Annotated in this window: 11 protein-coding genes; 7 read left to right on the forward strand and 4 right to left on the reverse strand. The window is 39.2% G+C overall.

What is annotated here, in order from left to right:
- The first annotated feature begins 13 nt into the window (after positions 1 to 13).
- From EHO58_RS11795 to EHO58_RS11820, 6 genes are all read left to right on the forward strand, one after another.
- Complete coding sequence (locus EHO58_RS11795) at positions 14 to 1,591, forward strand: M16 family metallopeptidase (RefSeq protein WP_135680043.1); 1,578 nt, start codon at positions 14 to 16, stop codon at positions 1,589 to 1,591.
- Entirely contained in the window at positions 1,588 to 3,021 is a 1,434-nt protein-coding gene (locus EHO58_RS11800) for a M16 family metallopeptidase (protein ID WP_135680044.1), read from the forward strand. Before EHO58_RS11795 ends, EHO58_RS11800 begins: the two co-directional genes overlap by 4 nt.
- Complete coding sequence (locus EHO58_RS11805; protein ID WP_135680045.1) at positions 3,021 to 3,851, forward strand: MBL fold metallo-hydrolase; 831 nt, start codon at positions 3,021 to 3,023, stop codon at positions 3,849 to 3,851. Before EHO58_RS11800 ends, EHO58_RS11805 begins: the two co-directional genes overlap by 1 nt.
- A 1-nt stretch (position 3,852) precedes the next feature.
- Positions 3,853 to 4,539 carry an O-methyltransferase gene (locus tag EHO58_RS11810; RefSeq protein ID WP_135680046.1) on the forward strand — a complete coding sequence of 229 codons (687 nt, stop codon included), beginning with the start codon at positions 3,853 to 3,855 and terminating at the stop codon, positions 4,537 to 4,539.
- 54 nt (positions 4,540 to 4,593) lie between these two features.
- The gene (locus tag EHO58_RS11815) at positions 4,594 to 5,349 is read left to right on the forward strand and encodes a hypothetical protein (RefSeq protein ID WP_135629258.1); all 756 of its coding nucleotides are present in this window, start codon (positions 4,594 to 4,596) and stop codon (positions 5,347 to 5,349) included.
- Positions 5,350 to 5,483: 134 nt separating this feature from the next.
- Positions 5,484 to 6,803, forward strand: a complete 1,320-nt coding sequence (locus EHO58_RS11820) for an N-acetylmuramoyl-L-alanine amidase (RefSeq protein ID WP_425269447.1) — start codon at positions 5,484 to 5,486, stop codon at positions 6,801 to 6,803.
- A gap of 208 nt (positions 6,804 to 7,011) precedes the next feature.
- Here the strand turns inward: EHO58_RS11820 and EHO58_RS11825 are convergent, their stop codons facing one another.
- The 4 genes from EHO58_RS11825 to EHO58_RS11840 all read right to left on the reverse strand — a co-directional run bounded on the left by EHO58_RS11825 (position 7,012) and on the right by EHO58_RS11840 (position 10,970).
- Entirely contained in the window at positions 7,012 to 7,644 is a 633-nt protein-coding gene (locus EHO58_RS11825) for a tetratricopeptide repeat protein (protein ID WP_135680048.1), read from the reverse strand.
- Positions 7,641 to 9,056: a Kelch repeat-containing protein gene (locus EHO58_RS11830; protein ID WP_135680049.1), complete on the reverse strand. Its 1,416-nt coding sequence runs from the start codon at positions 9,054 to 9,056 to the stop codon at positions 7,641 to 7,643. The genes EHO58_RS11825 and EHO58_RS11830 overlap by 4 nt, the downstream gene beginning before the upstream one ends.
- Entirely contained in the window at positions 9,053 to 9,904 is an 852-nt protein-coding gene (locus tag EHO58_RS11835) for an LA_3334 family protein (RefSeq protein WP_135680050.1), read from the reverse strand. The genes EHO58_RS11830 and EHO58_RS11835 overlap by 4 nt, the downstream gene beginning before the upstream one ends.
- A 214-nt stretch (positions 9,905 to 10,118) precedes the next feature.
- On the reverse strand, positions 10,119 to 10,970 hold the full coding sequence (locus EHO58_RS11840) for a hypothetical protein (RefSeq protein WP_135680051.1): 852 nt from the start codon (positions 10,968 to 10,970) through the stop codon (positions 10,119 to 10,121).
- 665 nt (positions 10,971 to 11,635) lie between these two features.
- Between EHO58_RS11840 and EHO58_RS11845 the strand changes: the two genes are divergently transcribed.
- Positions 11,636 to 17,743, forward strand: a complete 6,108-nt coding sequence (locus EHO58_RS11845) for an RHS repeat-associated core domain-containing protein (protein WP_135680052.1) — start codon at positions 11,636 to 11,638, stop codon at positions 17,741 to 17,743.

The following is a 17,743-nucleotide window of genomic DNA, read 5'->3' on the forward strand; positions in this document are numbered from 1 at the left end:
AATCTTGTTGGTTATGTGGGAATATCTTTCCAAGTCCGTCATCTCTCGTTTCAACTTTTTGTTTTTCACTCTTTGTATTTTTATAAACTTCGAAGCATTCGCTAACGAAGACATCTTCTCGGAGATCCGAACCACTTTGGAATCCAGAGTGAAGAAGGTAACTCTGAAGAATGGGATCAGGCTTCTCATGATGAAAAGGGCCGATTCTCCTACTGTTGCCGTTTATACCAAATTTTTGGTAGGCGCAGCGGATGAAACTCCTGAGATCGCGGGTACGGCTCACCTTTTAGAGCATATGCTTTTTAAGGGTACGAAGAATATAGGAGTCACTGATGCCAAAAAAGAAAAAGTATATCTGGATCAGATCCGTGTCTGGGGAAAACGTTTAGATTCTTATCGTATACAAGAAAGAGAATTAGCGGCAAAGGGTGAGCCCGTTCCCGAAAAACTTATCAAAGATAAAAACATTTTAGAGATCAGATTCAAGAATCTGTTGGAGCTCCATCGTAAATTCGTGGTTTCCAATGAAGACTCTTATATTTACGAAAAGAATGGGGGTACTGGTTTTAATGCATACACAACGAATGATGTTACGAATTATCAGATACTTCTTCCCGCAAATAGATTAGAGATCTGGGCTAAACTGGAATCAGATAGATTAAAAGATCCTATATTAAGAGAATATTATACGGAAAGGGATGTTGTCCTGGAAGAACGCAGGATGAGAGTGGAAAACCAGGGGATGGGGATCTTAAGAGAGAAATTTTTAGGCGCCGCTTTCCCTAAACATTCTTACGGAATGCCGGTGATCGGTTATGAATCCAATCTTCCCTTTTTGGATATAGATAAAACGGAAGAATTTTTCAAAAAGAATTATAGACCGCATAAAATGGCGATAGGGATCGTAGGAGATATAGATTTCGATAAGACCGAAAAATTGGTCAGAAAATATTTCGAAGATATTCCGGACGGACCTTCTCCTAAACTTTCTCATGAGGCGGAAAGTTTTGATCATGAGACAAGAAGAGTGAGTGTAAAACACTCTTCCGGCCCAATGAAAGTGATGGGCTGGTTGACTCCTGCTTCTCCTCATCCTGATAAACCGGTTTTGGAATTGATTGATGCTGTCCTATCCCAAGGTGAGACCGGAAGATTGTACAAACGACTCGTACTTAGGGACAAACTCGCTCAAAGAGTAGCTTGTTGGACAGGAGAGCCGGGAGAAAGATACGCGAATCTATTTGCGATTTATGTGACTAATGTAAGAGGGGCTGATCCGGACAAGATAGAATCTTCTATTCTGGAAGAAATCGAAACTCTTAAAAAAGAAGCAGTTACCGAAGAGGAGCTGACTAAGATCAAAAATCAAATCGTAGCAGATTATATCAGAGGTTTAAACAGCAATTCCAAACTCGCAGATGTTCTTACTTATTACGAATTAGTAGCCGGGGATTGGACGGAAATTTTCGATGATTATGCACGTTTGGATAGAGTTACTCCGGATGATATCATGAGAGTGGCTCAAAAATATTTTACACCTCGAAACCTGACAGTAGGTGATCTGATTAATTCTGATGGAGAGAAAAAATGAATATTATAAAAAAATTAACTATCTCCTCTTTTGTATTTTTATTCTCTTTTGTTAGTTTAACTGCTGCTCCAGGAGATTTCGTAAAAGACGTAAAGATCCCTGCTTTAGAATTCCATTTTCCTGAAATTAAGGAGATCGGCAAAGACCCGAACACCAGAATACTTTATCTGGAAAATTCTGAGTTCCCGATCAAAACTTTGGAGATCACATTTTATGCGGGACCTTCTTTCCAGCCTAAAACCTCTTTCGAGTTAGTGGAAATTTTTCCAGAGGCTTGGAAAAAGGGGGGCACGACCTCTCATCCGGGAGAAAGTTTTGCAGAAGTCTGGGAATCGTACGGTTCCAAACTAAGAGTGGATTCCGATTTGGACACTGTGACTCTCACGTTCTCCTGGCTTTCCAGATATGACCAAGAGTCCAAGGCTTTGATCTCGGAATTTTTGAAACAACCTATCTTTGGAAAAGAAGCATTCGAGATTGCAAGATTGCAGCTAGGCGAACAGATCAAAAGAAGAAACGATAATATAGTAGGTCTTGCTTTCAGAAAGGCAAACGAACTTGTATACCAAGGAAAAGTAAAAGGAAAGGCTCTTTCTTTAACTACGCTTGAACAATTAAAAGAAGAAGATCTAGAAGAATATTATAAAAACCAGTTATTGAGTTCCAGACGTTCCATACTCGTGAGCGGTAAATGGAACCAAGAAGAAATCCCTCAGTTCTTAGGAGATATTCTACCTGGATTTTCCGGAACTCCTGTGATGGAATCTCAAGGTTCCAGTCCGGAAGAACTGAATAAAAATCTAAAACAGAAAGATATTAAAAATCTGATCATAGATAAGGCAAACACTCAGAACGTGGTTCTGTTTTTAGGGGTAGGGCCTGCTCATAACGATAAGGACTTTTATGCGGTCCAAGTTTTGAATTATCTTGTTGGAGGTGGTGGTTTTACTTCCTACTTCATGAGTAAGATCCGTTCTGACAAGGGGCTGGCTTATTCTTCTTCCAGTCATCCTGTGTTTGAAAAAGATCATTCTGTGATTTACTTTTTCACTCAGACAAAATCCCAAAGCACTATGGAAGTCTATAATCTAATGGGAGAAATTTTGGGAGATTCTACCTTCTCAAATATAAGCGAAGAAGAATTGAAGAATGCAAAAGAAGCGATCTTAAATAAGTTCATCTTCTTATTCACTGATTCCATAGAAATTCTGCGTAACGAAGTCCGATTCAGAGAACATAAAATGCCTAAGGATTATCTTAAAAATTATAGAGATAAAATCCAGAATGTTTCTCTTGAAGATTTAAGAAGAGTGGGTAAGATATACTTTAGAAGAGATAAACTAACTGCAGTGATCTCTGGGCCGAAATCTTCAGTCTCTTCCGAGTTGCCTGGACAAAAAACAATTGGCCCGGAAGATCCTATCCCATAATGGATTCTAGGTTCGAACATAAAGGATATTTATTCGAAGGAATTTCGGAAGGAGGAATTCGCACCTCCATTGTAATGCCTCGTTTGAGTTTGATGTTCGATATAGGACACCAAAATCCAGATCGTATCAATATAGAAAGACTATTATTGACCCATGCACATTTGGATCATTCCGCCGGAATTCCTTATTATATTTCTCAAAGGTCCTTACGCAAATTAGGACCTCCTAAAATATATCTCCCTAAAACATTAGAAGCTCCCATGAGAGAAATTTTATCTCTTTATTCTAAGATAGAAGATTTTCCCTACTCCTACGAAATGAAAGGATTGGAAGAAGGGGAAGAGATCCCAATAGATGCATACCATTTTTTTAAAGTATGGAAAACATTTCATAGAGTGGATTCCCAGGGTTATACAATCTACGAAAGAAAGAAAAAGTTAAAGGCCGAATTTGTCGGATTAGATCGAAACGAACTTTTAAAAAAGAAAGAAGAAGGGATCGACATCAATGAAGTTCATTCCAAGCCAGTGGTCAGTTTTTCCGGAGATACTAAAATAGAATACGTGCTTACTCATAAGGATGTGGCGGAATCCGAGATCCTATTTTTAGAATGTACTTATATAGACAATGAAAGGAATGTGGAGAATGCAAGAGAGTGGGGGCATATCCATCTGGACGAGATCTTGCATCATATTTCTTCTTTTAAGAACGAAAAGATAGTTCTGATACATTTTTCAAAACGTTATCCTCCCTCGTATATTCGAAAAGTATTATCTAAAAGAATTCCTCCTTCCGAAAAAGATAGGATCCATCTTTTTCTTCCCGAATAATATGGCTTCGCAGAATCCAAAACAGAAATACGGGACTTCTATTTATAAAGATGGATTAGAAGATTGGATCCATTCAGAATTAGTAAAACGCCCTTATGATTGGCTAGAAGATCTGGAAAAAAAAGCCGCTCAAGATAAGTTTCCCGTTTTGACTCCAGCATCTGGAGCGGTGCTCGCATTTTTAGCCTCTTCCTGGGATCCGGACGTAATTTTGGAATTGGGAACCGGCTATGGGATTTCCTTATTCTGGCTTATCTCTTCGATTCGAAAAGATACAAAGATCCAAACTGTGGATAGAGAAGCGGACTTCATCCAAGTCGCGAAAGAATTTTTTGCCAAACTGGAGCCCAATTCCAATAGAGTTGAATTTACGAATGCGGACTGTTCCGAGATCGCAAAAGAATTTTTGGAACCTTCTTCTTTGAACCGAAAGGAGCTGATGTTTGTGGATTGTGATAAGATCCGATATCCGGAAATTTTAGAGATGATCCTAGAAAAGGGAAAAACCAGAAATCTAAGAGTGATCTACGATAATGTTCTGTGGCATGGAAGGATTGCAGATCCTACAAACCAAGCTCCTTCCGACCGGGCGGTACGCGAATTATGGTCCCTAATCAAAAATTCTAAGATAGAATACACCTTATTCCCTGTTGGTGACGGAATATTATGTTTCGATTTTAAGCAATAAAAAGCTTGTTTGCTTCTTAAGCGTTGTGTTATATTACCGCGAAGGGTCGATCACATGACAAAAATTTCTTTCCCTCGGATCGTCGCGGTTCTTGCGGCATTCTTTATAATTTCGTACGGCGTATCTGCACAAAATAAACCTACAAGTAATGACGGTAAGGGTTCTGCCTTGGCCAATGTGGCTGAAGATCCTAAATACCAGGGAGATTATTTGGAGGAATTCCATTTTGCCAGGACCTTGGATTCCACTCAAATCAAGATCAAAAATGATTTAGGTGCACTTGAAGTGGTTGTAAAAAATTTCGGATCTCAGGTCCAAAATTCCCAACAGGACTTCGATACTATCTGGAAAAAATACAACGAAGCGTATCGATATTCTTTAATGCGCAAATATATCGTTGCCGGCCGTAAGATGAGGGAGACGGAAGACGAGACAAACAAACTGTACGGAAAATTCTCCGATCTATATAACCAAAAAGTAGATCAGCTCTTAGGAGAATGTGCGGATGCAATCGTATCTATCGAACAAAAGTCCGGACCTGGGGCGGCCGCAAAAGGATATGCGGGAAGAGAAGTGTCTTATAACCAACACAAACTTCAGATCGCTTATTATCAATTTATCCAAGCGGAGAAGATGAGAAGGGACTCTAGATTTAAGGATAGCCTGATGCATCTTAGGATCGCGAAAGAATATGGAATTTCTATCCTCAGCAAATTGAAAACCGAAGAGGAAAGTAAGAATGTACGGGAGAAATACAAAGTGGATCTAAGCGATAACCGCAATATGGTGTACGCAGAATCTAAACTTTAAAAGACTTCCAAACTCCAAACACACGGATTCCTTCCTTGACGTATCACATGGGGATAACAGGCTGTGCCTGATATCCCCGGAGAAATAAATTTCCATACGTGATACAAAAAATTTTACTCAGCCTTCTACTTCTCATTTTCTCATCCTCCGTTTCTTCTCAAGAAACAACCCCGAAAAGAACCTATAATATAGTCATAGATCCGGGCCATGGTGGTCTGGATCTAAAACCTAAGGAAGAACACGGGGATAAATACGATCCGATCTCTAATAAATACCTGGAACCTTATAAGGCGGGGGCCCAAACAAAATCCAGAAGAGAAAGTGAAGTAGTATTAGCTCTTGCAAAAGAAGTAAAAGAAATACTGGACCTTACCAAAACTCAGGAAGGATTCGAAACATTCAGATCATACGCAAAAAAATTCACGAACGATACACTCCCTTGGATCAGAATAGATTCGGATCTTACTAGAGAAGAAACAGCAAAGGAAGAAGGAGCCGATCTATCTTCCGACCCGAATGCTTTTTATAGATTGTACGATTATCCGGATAAAAAATCCGGAAAGATCAAGCCAGGAAGAATTTCTAGGATTAACGCCGCTCGACCTTATTTAGTTTTATCTTTGCATTTAAATCCAAGCTGGAAAGGACATCCAGGTGGAATGGCTGCGGTTCTTTCTCCTTCTTACAGAACATTTTATTCTTTGAGAAAAATTTCAGAAGGAAAATCTTCCAAGTCTTTCGAAGACGGACCTTGGAGTGAATGGATGCGTTTCAAAATGGAATGGTCTCGATTAGAAAATGCAGTAGCGGATGCATGGATCTACTTTAACGGTTATTGGCCGAACAAATCCGGAAAAAAAACGGACCTTTCCAATTTCGAAGGATATCGCCAAAACATGGTGACTTGGAAATATGCGGATTCTGCCGGCTGGATCGATAAAGCAGTGTTAGACGGTCCAGGGCCTTATGCTAAAAAACATTCGGAATATTCCGCCAAAGGAAAATTTTGGGATAGAGAAAGAGCGGAACCCGAACTCTGGAGAAGAGAAGACGGTGCAGAAGGATTCGGAGGAGACAATCATTACGCTGCAACCGAACTCATGAGATTTTTGCAATATGGTCTTAGGACTTTACCCAATTCGGAAGAAGAATTATCCAATCCCGGTCCTATTAATAAACCGTATATATCCACTTATAGCCTTCCTACATTTATCAATGCAATCTCTGCTTATTTAGAAATTGGTTATATTGATAAAGAGAAGGATATGAAAATCCTGACTCAAAGAAAAAAGGATACCGCGATCAGTTTGGCAGTCGGTGTTTATTCCTTATTCCATGGAATCAAAATTAAATCTGCGGATTTACCGTATGTTCCTAAGGGGAAGAAGATAGACTGGGCACGTTATGAGAACTTGAAGGAAGGGAATTATTTTAGGGTAGTAAGGGATGAGTGAATTGGGAGCGCGACAATCTTTTGCAGTAAGCGATACTATATCATTTCTTTAATTTTACTCTGCCGGAATAATATCCATTTATACGTAATGCTTCTATATTAATACTGGATACGGATGAATTTGGGTTATTGGATTCGGTTTTTATTGTTCCGTATCTGGTAACACAATTTACGAATAGAAATATTAGAAATAGGGGGAATACTTCATTCTATCTCTTTCTGAAAAATAAAACAGATAAAAATAAATTAGCCAAAAGAGAGATTCCTAATAAAGATAAAATCCATTTTTGAGGAATGTTTAAGGACTCTGCCTTTATATTCTGTCCTACGGTCCCTTGTTCTAATTCGGTGATCCTTAATTTTAGCCTGTCTTTAAGTTGATTTGTTAATTCTATAATTTCTGGGTCAGCTAAAACTATTAAAGTGCTTTTAGTCTGAGATTCAAGAGATAACTTTCCTACTTTTGGTCGTGATTCGACCTTAATTTGATCTATTAATTTTTTCCCTCTCAGCTCTTCATAACGAGAACGCAACAAGGGATGACTAGGCCAGGCCTCAAATGCTTTCGAAAAATAAGGAAACGCACTTTTATACTGCTTTTTCTGATAAAGACTTTCTCCAATACCAATCCAGATTTCTGTTTGAAAAAGGCCTAAAGTAACATCAGTAGGATTATTTTCTAGTAAAGGTTTAAGGATTTCTCCTGCTTCTTGGTATTTCCCAGAATTTACTAAACTTCTAATTTGCGATTGAACACTATCTTCTTCGGAAAACATTTCAGACACAAAGAGAAGTAAAATACATAATAGAAAGGCAGATATAATTTTGAATGACTGTTTCATCTTAGTATTACCGCCTTGTGACCATAACGTGCTCGGGGCATTTTCTGAGTAGAGAGAGTCCAAGGACCAGCCGTCGGATTTGATAATCCAATTGAGTAAACAAAATCAGTTGGAACATTTATTGATGATGCTCCACCGAATACATAAGCCTGATTAAGATCGTAAGAGATTTCCATCGCAGGAAAGTATAACGACTGTAAAAGCGAAGGTCCAGTGGCATAAGCATTTGTTGTAGTTGATATCGCATAAACTTCATAGTTTGATACCGGAGTTACGCTAGTAGCTGGTTGGAAGAAATTAGATCCACTAGATCCCCCAGCTATCAAGACATATTTTGAAGCTCCTGGATTAGGATCTCCTGTTTGTGGACGGTAACAAGCAATTGCCGCACCATGCCTTGCTGTAATTAGGGATGATTCTGTTATCGCTGATGTAGCATTTAAAGAAGGTATATAGCTGTCTGATGTTGCAGATGCGGAGCCATCATTGTATTGTCTGCCTCCGGTAAAATAGAAGGTTCCATCAAATATACAGCCGGACATATCTATTTTTGGGAATATGGAAGTTTGAGAAGTAAAAGGACTCGCCCAAGTTCCAGTTAAACCTATATCCGGATAAAAGCGATATACCGTATTCAAAAGAGTTCCAGAAGTAGTATTTAAAGAAGTACTGCCTGCGATAGCATAGATTTCGTCACCGGAACTTCCTCCAACAGCTCCGTGCAAGGTTGCGGGCATAGGAGAATGCGTTGTCCAAGTCTTGGTAAATGGATCGAAAGCTTCTACTTCATCTGTTACTGTCCAGCTTCCTCCTGAAGCTCGCTTGGCTCCGCCCATCACGAATATTTTTCCTTTATGAAAGATAGTAAGAGCAAAACTTCTAGGAGTTGGAACGGAAGTGAAAGCAGGATACCACTTTGATTCCACTGGATCGAATAAATCAATCTCAGCAATTGGATATCCGTTCCCATCAACACCGCCGACTAAGTAAATTCCTCTGGAAACTATTGGCTGATCACTGACCCAAGTTGTAAAAGGTATGCGAGTAGGTTTTGAGTTAGATATTTTTCCACATCCAAAAACCAAAGTATAATTAGAATCCGGAGTTAGATCTTGTATTGGAAGATAATGCGCCTTCGCTTGTGATAAACTCATACTGATTTGAGATTCAGAGGATCCTATCGCATACGCGTATGCATCTGACTCAGCAGAACATTTCAAACTTACTCCAATTTTTGTAGAGCCAGGTTGTATCCAAAAAGAATCAACTTTTAGATCATTATTATCTTCTCCCCAGGCGAATGGAGAATCGCAACCAAGTGTTGTGAAGAGTAAGATGGAAAGATACAGTGGGATAAATTTACGAAAAAATGAACTGCTATTATTAAAATTTTTGGATAACATCGCTCTCATAGTCTTGCTCCAAAAGAAAACTCTAGTCCTGCCGTACAGAATGGAGAGGTAGCATCCGCGAAACATAAAACCTTCCCTCCAATTCTGAGAAAACTTGTATCCCATCTCCAGCCTTGGTAACCAATTTCTAAATGAGCACCGGGAACAATACCAGACTGGGTTTCTCCTCCTGATTTAGATTGGACAGCCGCAGGTCCTAATCCTATAGATAAGTAAAAGTTTCTTTCTTCAGAAAATCCGAATCCTCTAAACAAATAAATCTCTGGCATCAAGACTGAATATCTTGTATTCGTTCCACCTGATGATCCAAGTGCATCAACTCTGATACCAAGCTGGTTTCTTTCACCTAATCGAAAGTAAGCTGGTTCGATAAACATGGAACCAGATAACCATAGAGGAGCAGAGTTTGCGATAGATCCGATTCCTCCGTAGGTAGAGAGAGATCCTCCCCACTTAGTTTCTGGCTGAGTCAATTTCTCGCTTAGGAATTCTAATGGAAGCTTTGCATCTTGGTCTTGTGGAATTTTTGAATTTTTAATCCGAGACTTATCGATATCTAGATAGCCTAAATCTGTTTTAACTGTATAAGAAGTTTCTTTTTCTTCAGCTAAGACTCCACGTATAGATGTGCTATCTTTTAGGAGGAAATGCGAAGTTCGATACGAAGTATGAGGTCCTTTTCGGCTGGCATCGACTTTCAATATTTCAGATCTTGGAATTACATAGATTCTATTTTTCCAAGAAACGGTGATAGCTCTTTCGTCTTCGGAGACTACATCTAAGATAAATCCATCTCCGTTCGAAAGGAGTAAATCAGCCGCTAAGAGTGGAGATGATAGGCATAACAAATAGCCAGCGACTATAAGCCACAAATAGAATGACCGCGTATTCAAGTTACGGTCAGTTCTCCTAAATTTTTTATAATTACTAATTATCGTAGAAATCATGCCGGTGTCTTATTGGAAGATACGCCAGCACACATTCCTCGGTTTGTTTTTACCGGTTGGAGAAATTCTATTTTGAGCATGGTTGATTCCTATCAATTTGTTTATTTCTTTTAGTTTATGGGATTCCGAATGAATCAATTTGAATCCAATGAGTTTCTTCTAATTTACAATCGTCTTTTAAGAAGATACTACGATCTGGAACTTCGGCAGATGTTCCACAAATGGCGGCTTGCTTAACCGCTTCTCCTTTTGCGACTGCATACAAACTCCCTTTGGTTCGTATCGCATTTACGCAGGTATCTACTGAATCTCTTGTGTAAGACTTGCCTGAATCAACGGATATAAGAGAATCAAAGATAGCTTGTGTAAGGTAAGTATTTTCAGTGGTTACAGGTCCACTGGAACCCGAACCACCGGAAGATCCATATATTTGATCCACTGTGATTGTGAAGGAATAAGTTTGCCCCGATGTTCCTTCACATTTTAGATAAGAGTAATATGTATTTCCACCTAAACCAGCGTTGAAGCCGATGTTTATAGATGTGGAAAAACCAGAAGAGGGAAAAGTTGAGCCTGAATCGGAAGTATGCGTCGTGGAATTGTTCGAACTTTGATCGTTCGTAGTGCTAAAAAATGTGCAAGTCGCATCTCCAGAATCATAATTTATTGTTATGCCTTTTTTAGCTGAAGTATTTAGAAAAGAAAAAAGATCGATATCACTACCATTCGAAATTTGACCGCTCAAAGTATATGTGTATCCAACTCCTCCGCTCAAATTGATGGAGTACGCACCTGAAAAAGTTTCGTTTGGCTCTGGATCATTTGCAGAGCCTGTACTAGGTCCTCCACCACCGCTCCCACCACAAGTCCCTGAAGCTGTTGAATTCGAAAGAACAAGAATGTTAGATAGACTTACCGAACTTGAAATTGCTGAATTGATTTGTCTTTTTGCTTCTGATCCTTTCACAGATCCGACACCCGGAACATTTAGAAACTGGCAGTTGAAAAGCGACAGAAGAAGAGCACTTAGGAGGTGGAATCGATATTCCGCTAACGTATTTATCACTTTATGCATAGAGTGCATATTTTTTTCAATTGACACTAATTCAAAGTCAAACCTGAGTTATGTGTGTCAATGGAAAACCTACAAGATCTTTTGATTTTTTGGAGTAAAATGTGAAAAACCTAAGAATTTGGAACCTAAATCGTAATTTAAAACCTTTTTCTTTTCCATTTAGCAAACTAAGTCAGATTGTTATTTTCACACTTATTTTTTCACAAATTTCATTCGAGCCATTAAGTTGGATACAGTCGTTTTTTTCATCATCAGATCCAATCTCTCAATCATTCCCAATTATTCAGGTTGATTCCTCAGGAAAAGGTAATGCTAACATTTCAATAGAATTGCCTCCAGGTGCTGGTGGAATTATCCCAAATATATCTTTAGTTCACACTACTGATGCAAGTAGGGGGATTGTCGGCGAAGCATGGGATTTATCAGGATGGGATTGGATTCAGAGAGACTCAGGCGATAAAATTACTTTTTCTTCTTCGGATTCTTTCCAAAGTTCTCTCGGAGGAAATTTAATTTCAACCGGTAGTGGACCATTTAGAACATATAATGAATCCTTTATGTTATATACTTCCACAGGGGATTGTTCTACATCCTGCACCTGGACAGCAATTGATCAGGGCGGATTGAAATACACCTTCGGAGGAAACGCAAGTTCCATTTTACTTACAGGTACGATCCAGAGGTTTTGGGCTTTGAGTAAAGTAGAAGACCCTTGGGGAAATTTCTATGAGATTCAATACCAAAAAACTAATGGAGTATTATATCCTTGGAAATACTCGTATGGTAATCGAGAGGTGGAGTTCTATTATACTTCAAGATCTGGAAATATAGGTTCAGTGTTCTCATCGGGAGACCAAGAAACCTGGAATCAAGTAATCAACAAGATCCAAATCCGAACTAGCGGAAATATAATTCGAGAATACCGTTTCAATTATGAAAACGGAACATATGGTAGATCTAGACTTAGTTCTCTCGAACGGTCGGAGTATTCGTCTCAGTGGGGAGACGAGGACTATTTACCTTTATCTTTTACTTACACGGATAGTTCTGCTAATTCCTCATTTCAAAATTTAAACGATTATAATTTAGATTCAGTAACTTTAAAGGCAAATGTTCGCGTTCCTTTATATGATAAATCAGCATGTATTGAAGGAGCATATTGGTGTTTTGTTGCTGGACAGGCTTGTCCTCCGATTGATTTAGGAGGGGCAGCATGTATAGCGACTGTAAATGCGGCAATAATTAGATGCAATGCTTACACGCTGGCTTGGTTTATACCATGTAATGGCGGACAATCCGTAGCCACTTTTTTGGGTGGATGGGCAGATCTTAACTCAGATGGAAAACTAGATTTACAATATTTGTCTGGTGATGCTGATTCGGGAGTTTACCCTTCTTCATATATTAAAGGAGTTTCCGGATTTAATAGTTATCTTGGTTCGAAATTGCCATCGTTTCAATACAATATTCTTAATACGCTTACCTTTGGTGATAGTAATGGAGATTTAAGAAGTGATGTATTTATTTCCACTGGGTCGTCGTTATCAGGTTATGTTTCAAATGGAAACACAAATTCATTTGGTGTAATGTATGCGAACGTTTCCATATCAGCTCCTACTCCAACTCCTTTAACTGATAATCCGATATCGTATCAAAAATCTTATAGCTTTGATTTGAATCGTGATGGCAGGTCCGATTACCTTTGGGTTGTGGATGATTCTACAATTAATTATTCTTTGTCGCAAGGAACAAGTTTTGCAGATCCTGTGTCCGTTTCTTTGAGTGGAGCTACTTCTTCCGACGGAACCTTTCTAGATTTAGAGGGTGACGGTATTCCAGAGTTTGTTTATTTTAGCGGATCGAATTTAGTTATCCAAACATTCGATTCTACATTAACTAGTTTTACTCAAACAACACAAACCTTACCAGTTGTCGGACAAGATGCTGTTCCATACTCCGCATCCCCTGTATATGCTGGTCGTTGGTGGGGAGATTTAAATGGGGATCGCCTTCCTGACCTGATAGCATATGATAGCGGTTTTCTTTACGTTTATCGTAACGAATATGGAAAGCTGACGACTTCTCCCCAAGCAGTTAATATAGGAAACATTAATCTAAGCGTTCAATCCGGAAAAAATAAATACTTTGGAATCGGAGATTTAAACGGGGACGGATTTGGGGACTTTGTTTGGGCGAATGGTTCCCGAGTGAATGTTTATTTTTCGACTGGAACTACCTTATCTAGCTCACCTTCCGCTGGAATTGATATTACCGGAGAAGTTCAGTTAGTAGATATTAATTCAGATCGAAAGACTGACCTGGTTGTAATGGATATAGCGGATAACGCAGTCGTAGGGAATTTAAGAGTATATACACTTGGAACAGGTCTTCCTGGGAATCTTTTAGCCTCAGTTTCTGATAACCAGTTTAAAAGTTCGACAATCACATATTCTTGGAAAACAGATCTAAGCGGGACCATTTCCACAAGTGCAGGTTCTTATCCGAATGTTCCGAATACGAATAATGAGGTGATCGTAAAGCAGATCGGTAATAATCTCGGTAACGGAATCTCCGAGAACCTCTCATATTCTTATACAAATTCTAGAATGAATTTAGGAACACCGCTTAATCGTGTTTCTTACGGATTTAGGACTGTTGTAGAAACGAATTCAAGAACCTTAGAAAAAACTGAAGTAGATTATTTCCAGACTAACCGTTTGTACGCTGGAATGATGGAAGCAAAACGGAGTTATATTGGAACTGTATCTGGAGCAAACACCATATATTCGCTTGTAAAAAATGAGACACAGGTTGTGGAAACAGGAACCTTTGCAGGAAGAAGTTACCCTCGTATCCAATCTTCTACTCAGAAAGAATATATTGGCGGAACCTTAGCTGGGAATGTCTTCACCTCCTTAAGTTACGATTCTTGCGGAAATATTTCTACAGCTACGGAGATTAACGAAACATATACTACGGTGACGTCTGGGACGTATGTTTGTGATACGAATAACTGGGTATTGAATAGACAGACCGCCAAAACAGTGACTCGCAATGGGATAACTTTAGAGAAAACTCAGATCGCTTATTCAGATTTTAAACCTGTATCTAAGACAGAATTTTCAGGAACATCTGCCGCGAAAACACAATCGTATGATTACGATAATTACGGAAACCAAGTTCTTGTTACAGATTCCAGAGGAAACCAAACAGTAATCGAATATGATCCTGTGGTCCATTTATTTGCAATTTCGATAACAGATGCTTCAGGACTTAATAAATTAATGGAATACGATACAGATCGGGGGCTATTGACCAAAGAGACTGCTGCAAATGGCGGTACTACCAAGAAATACTACGATGAATTTGGTCGATTGATCCAGACAGATTTTCCTGGAGAGGCTGATTGGAGTGAAAAACTTTCTTATGGAATTACATCCGGGGAACAAACTTCTTATGTGGAAAGGCGAATCCGAGACGATGAGAATGGAGAAGTTACTACGATTGAAACCTATACTCCACAGGGTTGGTTAGTAAAACGCTCTGCTACAACTCTTTTGGATCGCTGGACAACATCCACTAAAACCTATTCAGCCATTGGTAAATTATTAACTGAATCAAACGAATATGTGGAAGGAGTAATAACTCCAGTTTTCACAACTTACGAATACAATGGTCCAGAAGGACAAGTTTCCAAGATTAATTTTCCTGACGGTACTTCTAAGAGTATAGATTATTCTGGAAGAACTATTACGACACAAGTTAAAAGCGGGTCCACAATTCTATTGGAAGAGTCCCTTACTAAGGACGAATTGGATCAGGACGTTACGAAGACGAGCAATGGCTCAACTATCCAATATAGTTATGATAACGGTGGTCGATTATGGAAAGTGATAGATCCTCAAAATGGAACTACCTCCATTACTTATGATTCTGCTGGAAGAAAAGCAAGCACCACAGATCCGAATTCGGGAACAACTTCATATTCTTATGATTCGGAAGGCAATTTAATTTCCCAAGTAGATGCTCGTGGTAAAAGCATCCAGAAAACATACGACTCCTCGAATCGAATGATAACTTCAACTCCCTCTGATGGAAGTCCGACCATTTCAATGTCATACGACGGTAATGCTTTAGGAAAAGGAAGACCAACTCAAATTCAAGATGCCGCAGGTATATTAAATTTAACTTATGATATTCGAGGTAACATCTCCCAAAAAGTCAGAATTATAGATGATTTGACCCTTGTTTTTAAATACGCATATGATTCAATGGGAAGAGTAATTTCTACAACATATCCTGACGGAAGCATTGCTCATAATATTTATTCCAAAGGAAATCACCTTACCGGTGTTAGAATGGATGTTCCCGATAAAGGAAGCTATGACCATCCAGTAGTCTCTTACGATGGACCATTTCCAGGTACATCGGGTTCCTTCCAATTTACTAGAACAACTGGAAATGGTGTTGTGTCCTATATCGGCTATGATCCAATTTATGATCGACCTACTGGTTTTCAGACGAATTTTAAAAATGGCACTGTTTCACAACAGGTTACATTGGAATTTGATGCAAAAGGAAATATTAAAAAGATAAACGATCTTCAAAATTCCACACGAACCCAAACTTACACGTATGATGCTCAAAACCGCTTGGTTCAAGCCACAGGTAAATATGGAACGGAAGTATATCAATATACAGATAGTGGGAACCTTCTTAAGAAAGGAGATTATACATTTACTTATGGGAATTCTTCTCATGTTCATGCTGTAACATCAGTAAATAGTACAAATACTGGAACAATCAGTTTTGCATACGATGCAGCAGGGAATATGGTTTCCCGAAACGGAGAAAGTCTTGTTTATGATGCTTCTGGGAAATTGATTACTCATACGCTCAATGGAGGAGATCAGTTGAGCATGCTGTATGATTTCGCTGGAAATCGTATTAAAAAAAGTAGAAGTACGGATCTATCGGTAATTTATTCTCCTGATCCTCTTTATGAAGTTCTACGTCGCCCAGGTTATGCTGATCAGCACACTCTTTATCTTCGAGGTGTAAAGGGAGAACTTGTAGCTCAATTTGCTAGAACAGATGCTACTCTAATTTCGGCTGCCTCTACTGAGACACAACCTGGAATTACAGACACCGCCTTCTGGAAAGAATGGAATGGAAAAGCGAAATCTGGACTAATAAATTTTATTCTGGGTTATGTATATAATTCTCAAGGTAAATTTTCTGATGGGTTTTTAGCTTTTGCATGGGCTTCCATCATCTTTTTAGGACTCGCCTTAGCATTTTCTAAACAGAAAGAATCTCTATCGCCTGCATGGGCTAGAATTTTATCCGCACCTTTGATCGTACTTTTTTCATTTTCTTTTAGCGTTGGATGTTTGGACGAACTAATGAATAACGGAGGATCTGGGACTGCTCCTTGGGATTTACTTCCATTAGCAGTAGCAGGAAATACACCATCCGTTGATTCTCCTCCGGGGAATGGTGGGACTACAGATGGAGGTACTGTTTCTGGAACTCCAGTTCCAGGGATGGTATTCTTTCATCCAGATCAAATGGGTTCGATTACAATGGCTACGAACGGAGAAGGAAATGCGCTTTCCGGCGGAGACATGCCTGGAGCTTCTCATATTAGTTATAAGCCTTATGGTGAAATCGATCGAACAGATTCTTCCGGACCAGATGTCTTTAGATATAAATATACTAGCCAAGTAGAGGATCGAGATTCCGGTTTATATTATTATAATGCTAGATATTATGATCCGACAATTGCAAGGTTTCTTCAAGCAGACACAGCAATCTTTCCAAATCGAACTCAAGGATTCAACCGATACATGTATACGGAAGGGAATCCAGTCCGTTACGGAGATGCCAGTGGAAATAATATTTCAACTCCTCTTGCTTGGGCAATTGTAGGATATTATGCGGCTCCTCAATTAGGTCTGACTCCAGAACAAGGCTTCTTGCTCGGATATGGCTATGGACGTGGTCTTGTAAAACATAGGAGTGATTTGTGGAAATTCGGGAACTCTATTTCGGATGCTTACAAGGCTACTTGGGCTGGTCATCAAAGGGCCTTCTATGTCCCAACTCCTGGAACCAGAGGTGGATGGAGAGAACTTGCTCATAATGCAGGCAACTCCGTAAGAGGACATTTTAGAAGAATAGATCATGGAATTAGAGATCATTTCCGTAGGGTAGATGAAGGATTTAGAAGTGCGATGCGATCCTCCGATCACGGAGCAAGAACGATCGGAGAAATTTTCATGCAAGCTTTGGGAATGAGGCACAGGGATGGAAATTATGATCCGTTCGAATCAATTTTTAGTACAGGGGGAATGCAACTAGCCAAACTACAATTCGGTGCCGACCCAGCTTGGATTTTTTCAAAATTTTCTTGGACTTGGTTTGGAGTTAGTATTTTAGTAGATATAGGAATTTATTTATATAATTCAGCAGGCGGATACCTTCCTTATGAGGAATTTTCAAACGAAGCAAAGATTATGGCAGTCCTAATATTTTATCAATATCACTTTGATCAAAATCCGTTAGTGCAATATTTAATGTGGTGGTACGGTGTTCAGCATGGTATGATTTTACCTCCAGGTCAATGTAATGTTGGAGGGACCGTATTCTACGATTGCGATTAG

This window comes from Leptospira selangorensis (assembly GCF_004769405.1).
GTDB lineage: Bacteria > Spirochaetota > Leptospiria > Leptospirales > Leptospiraceae > Leptospira_B > Leptospira_B selangorensis.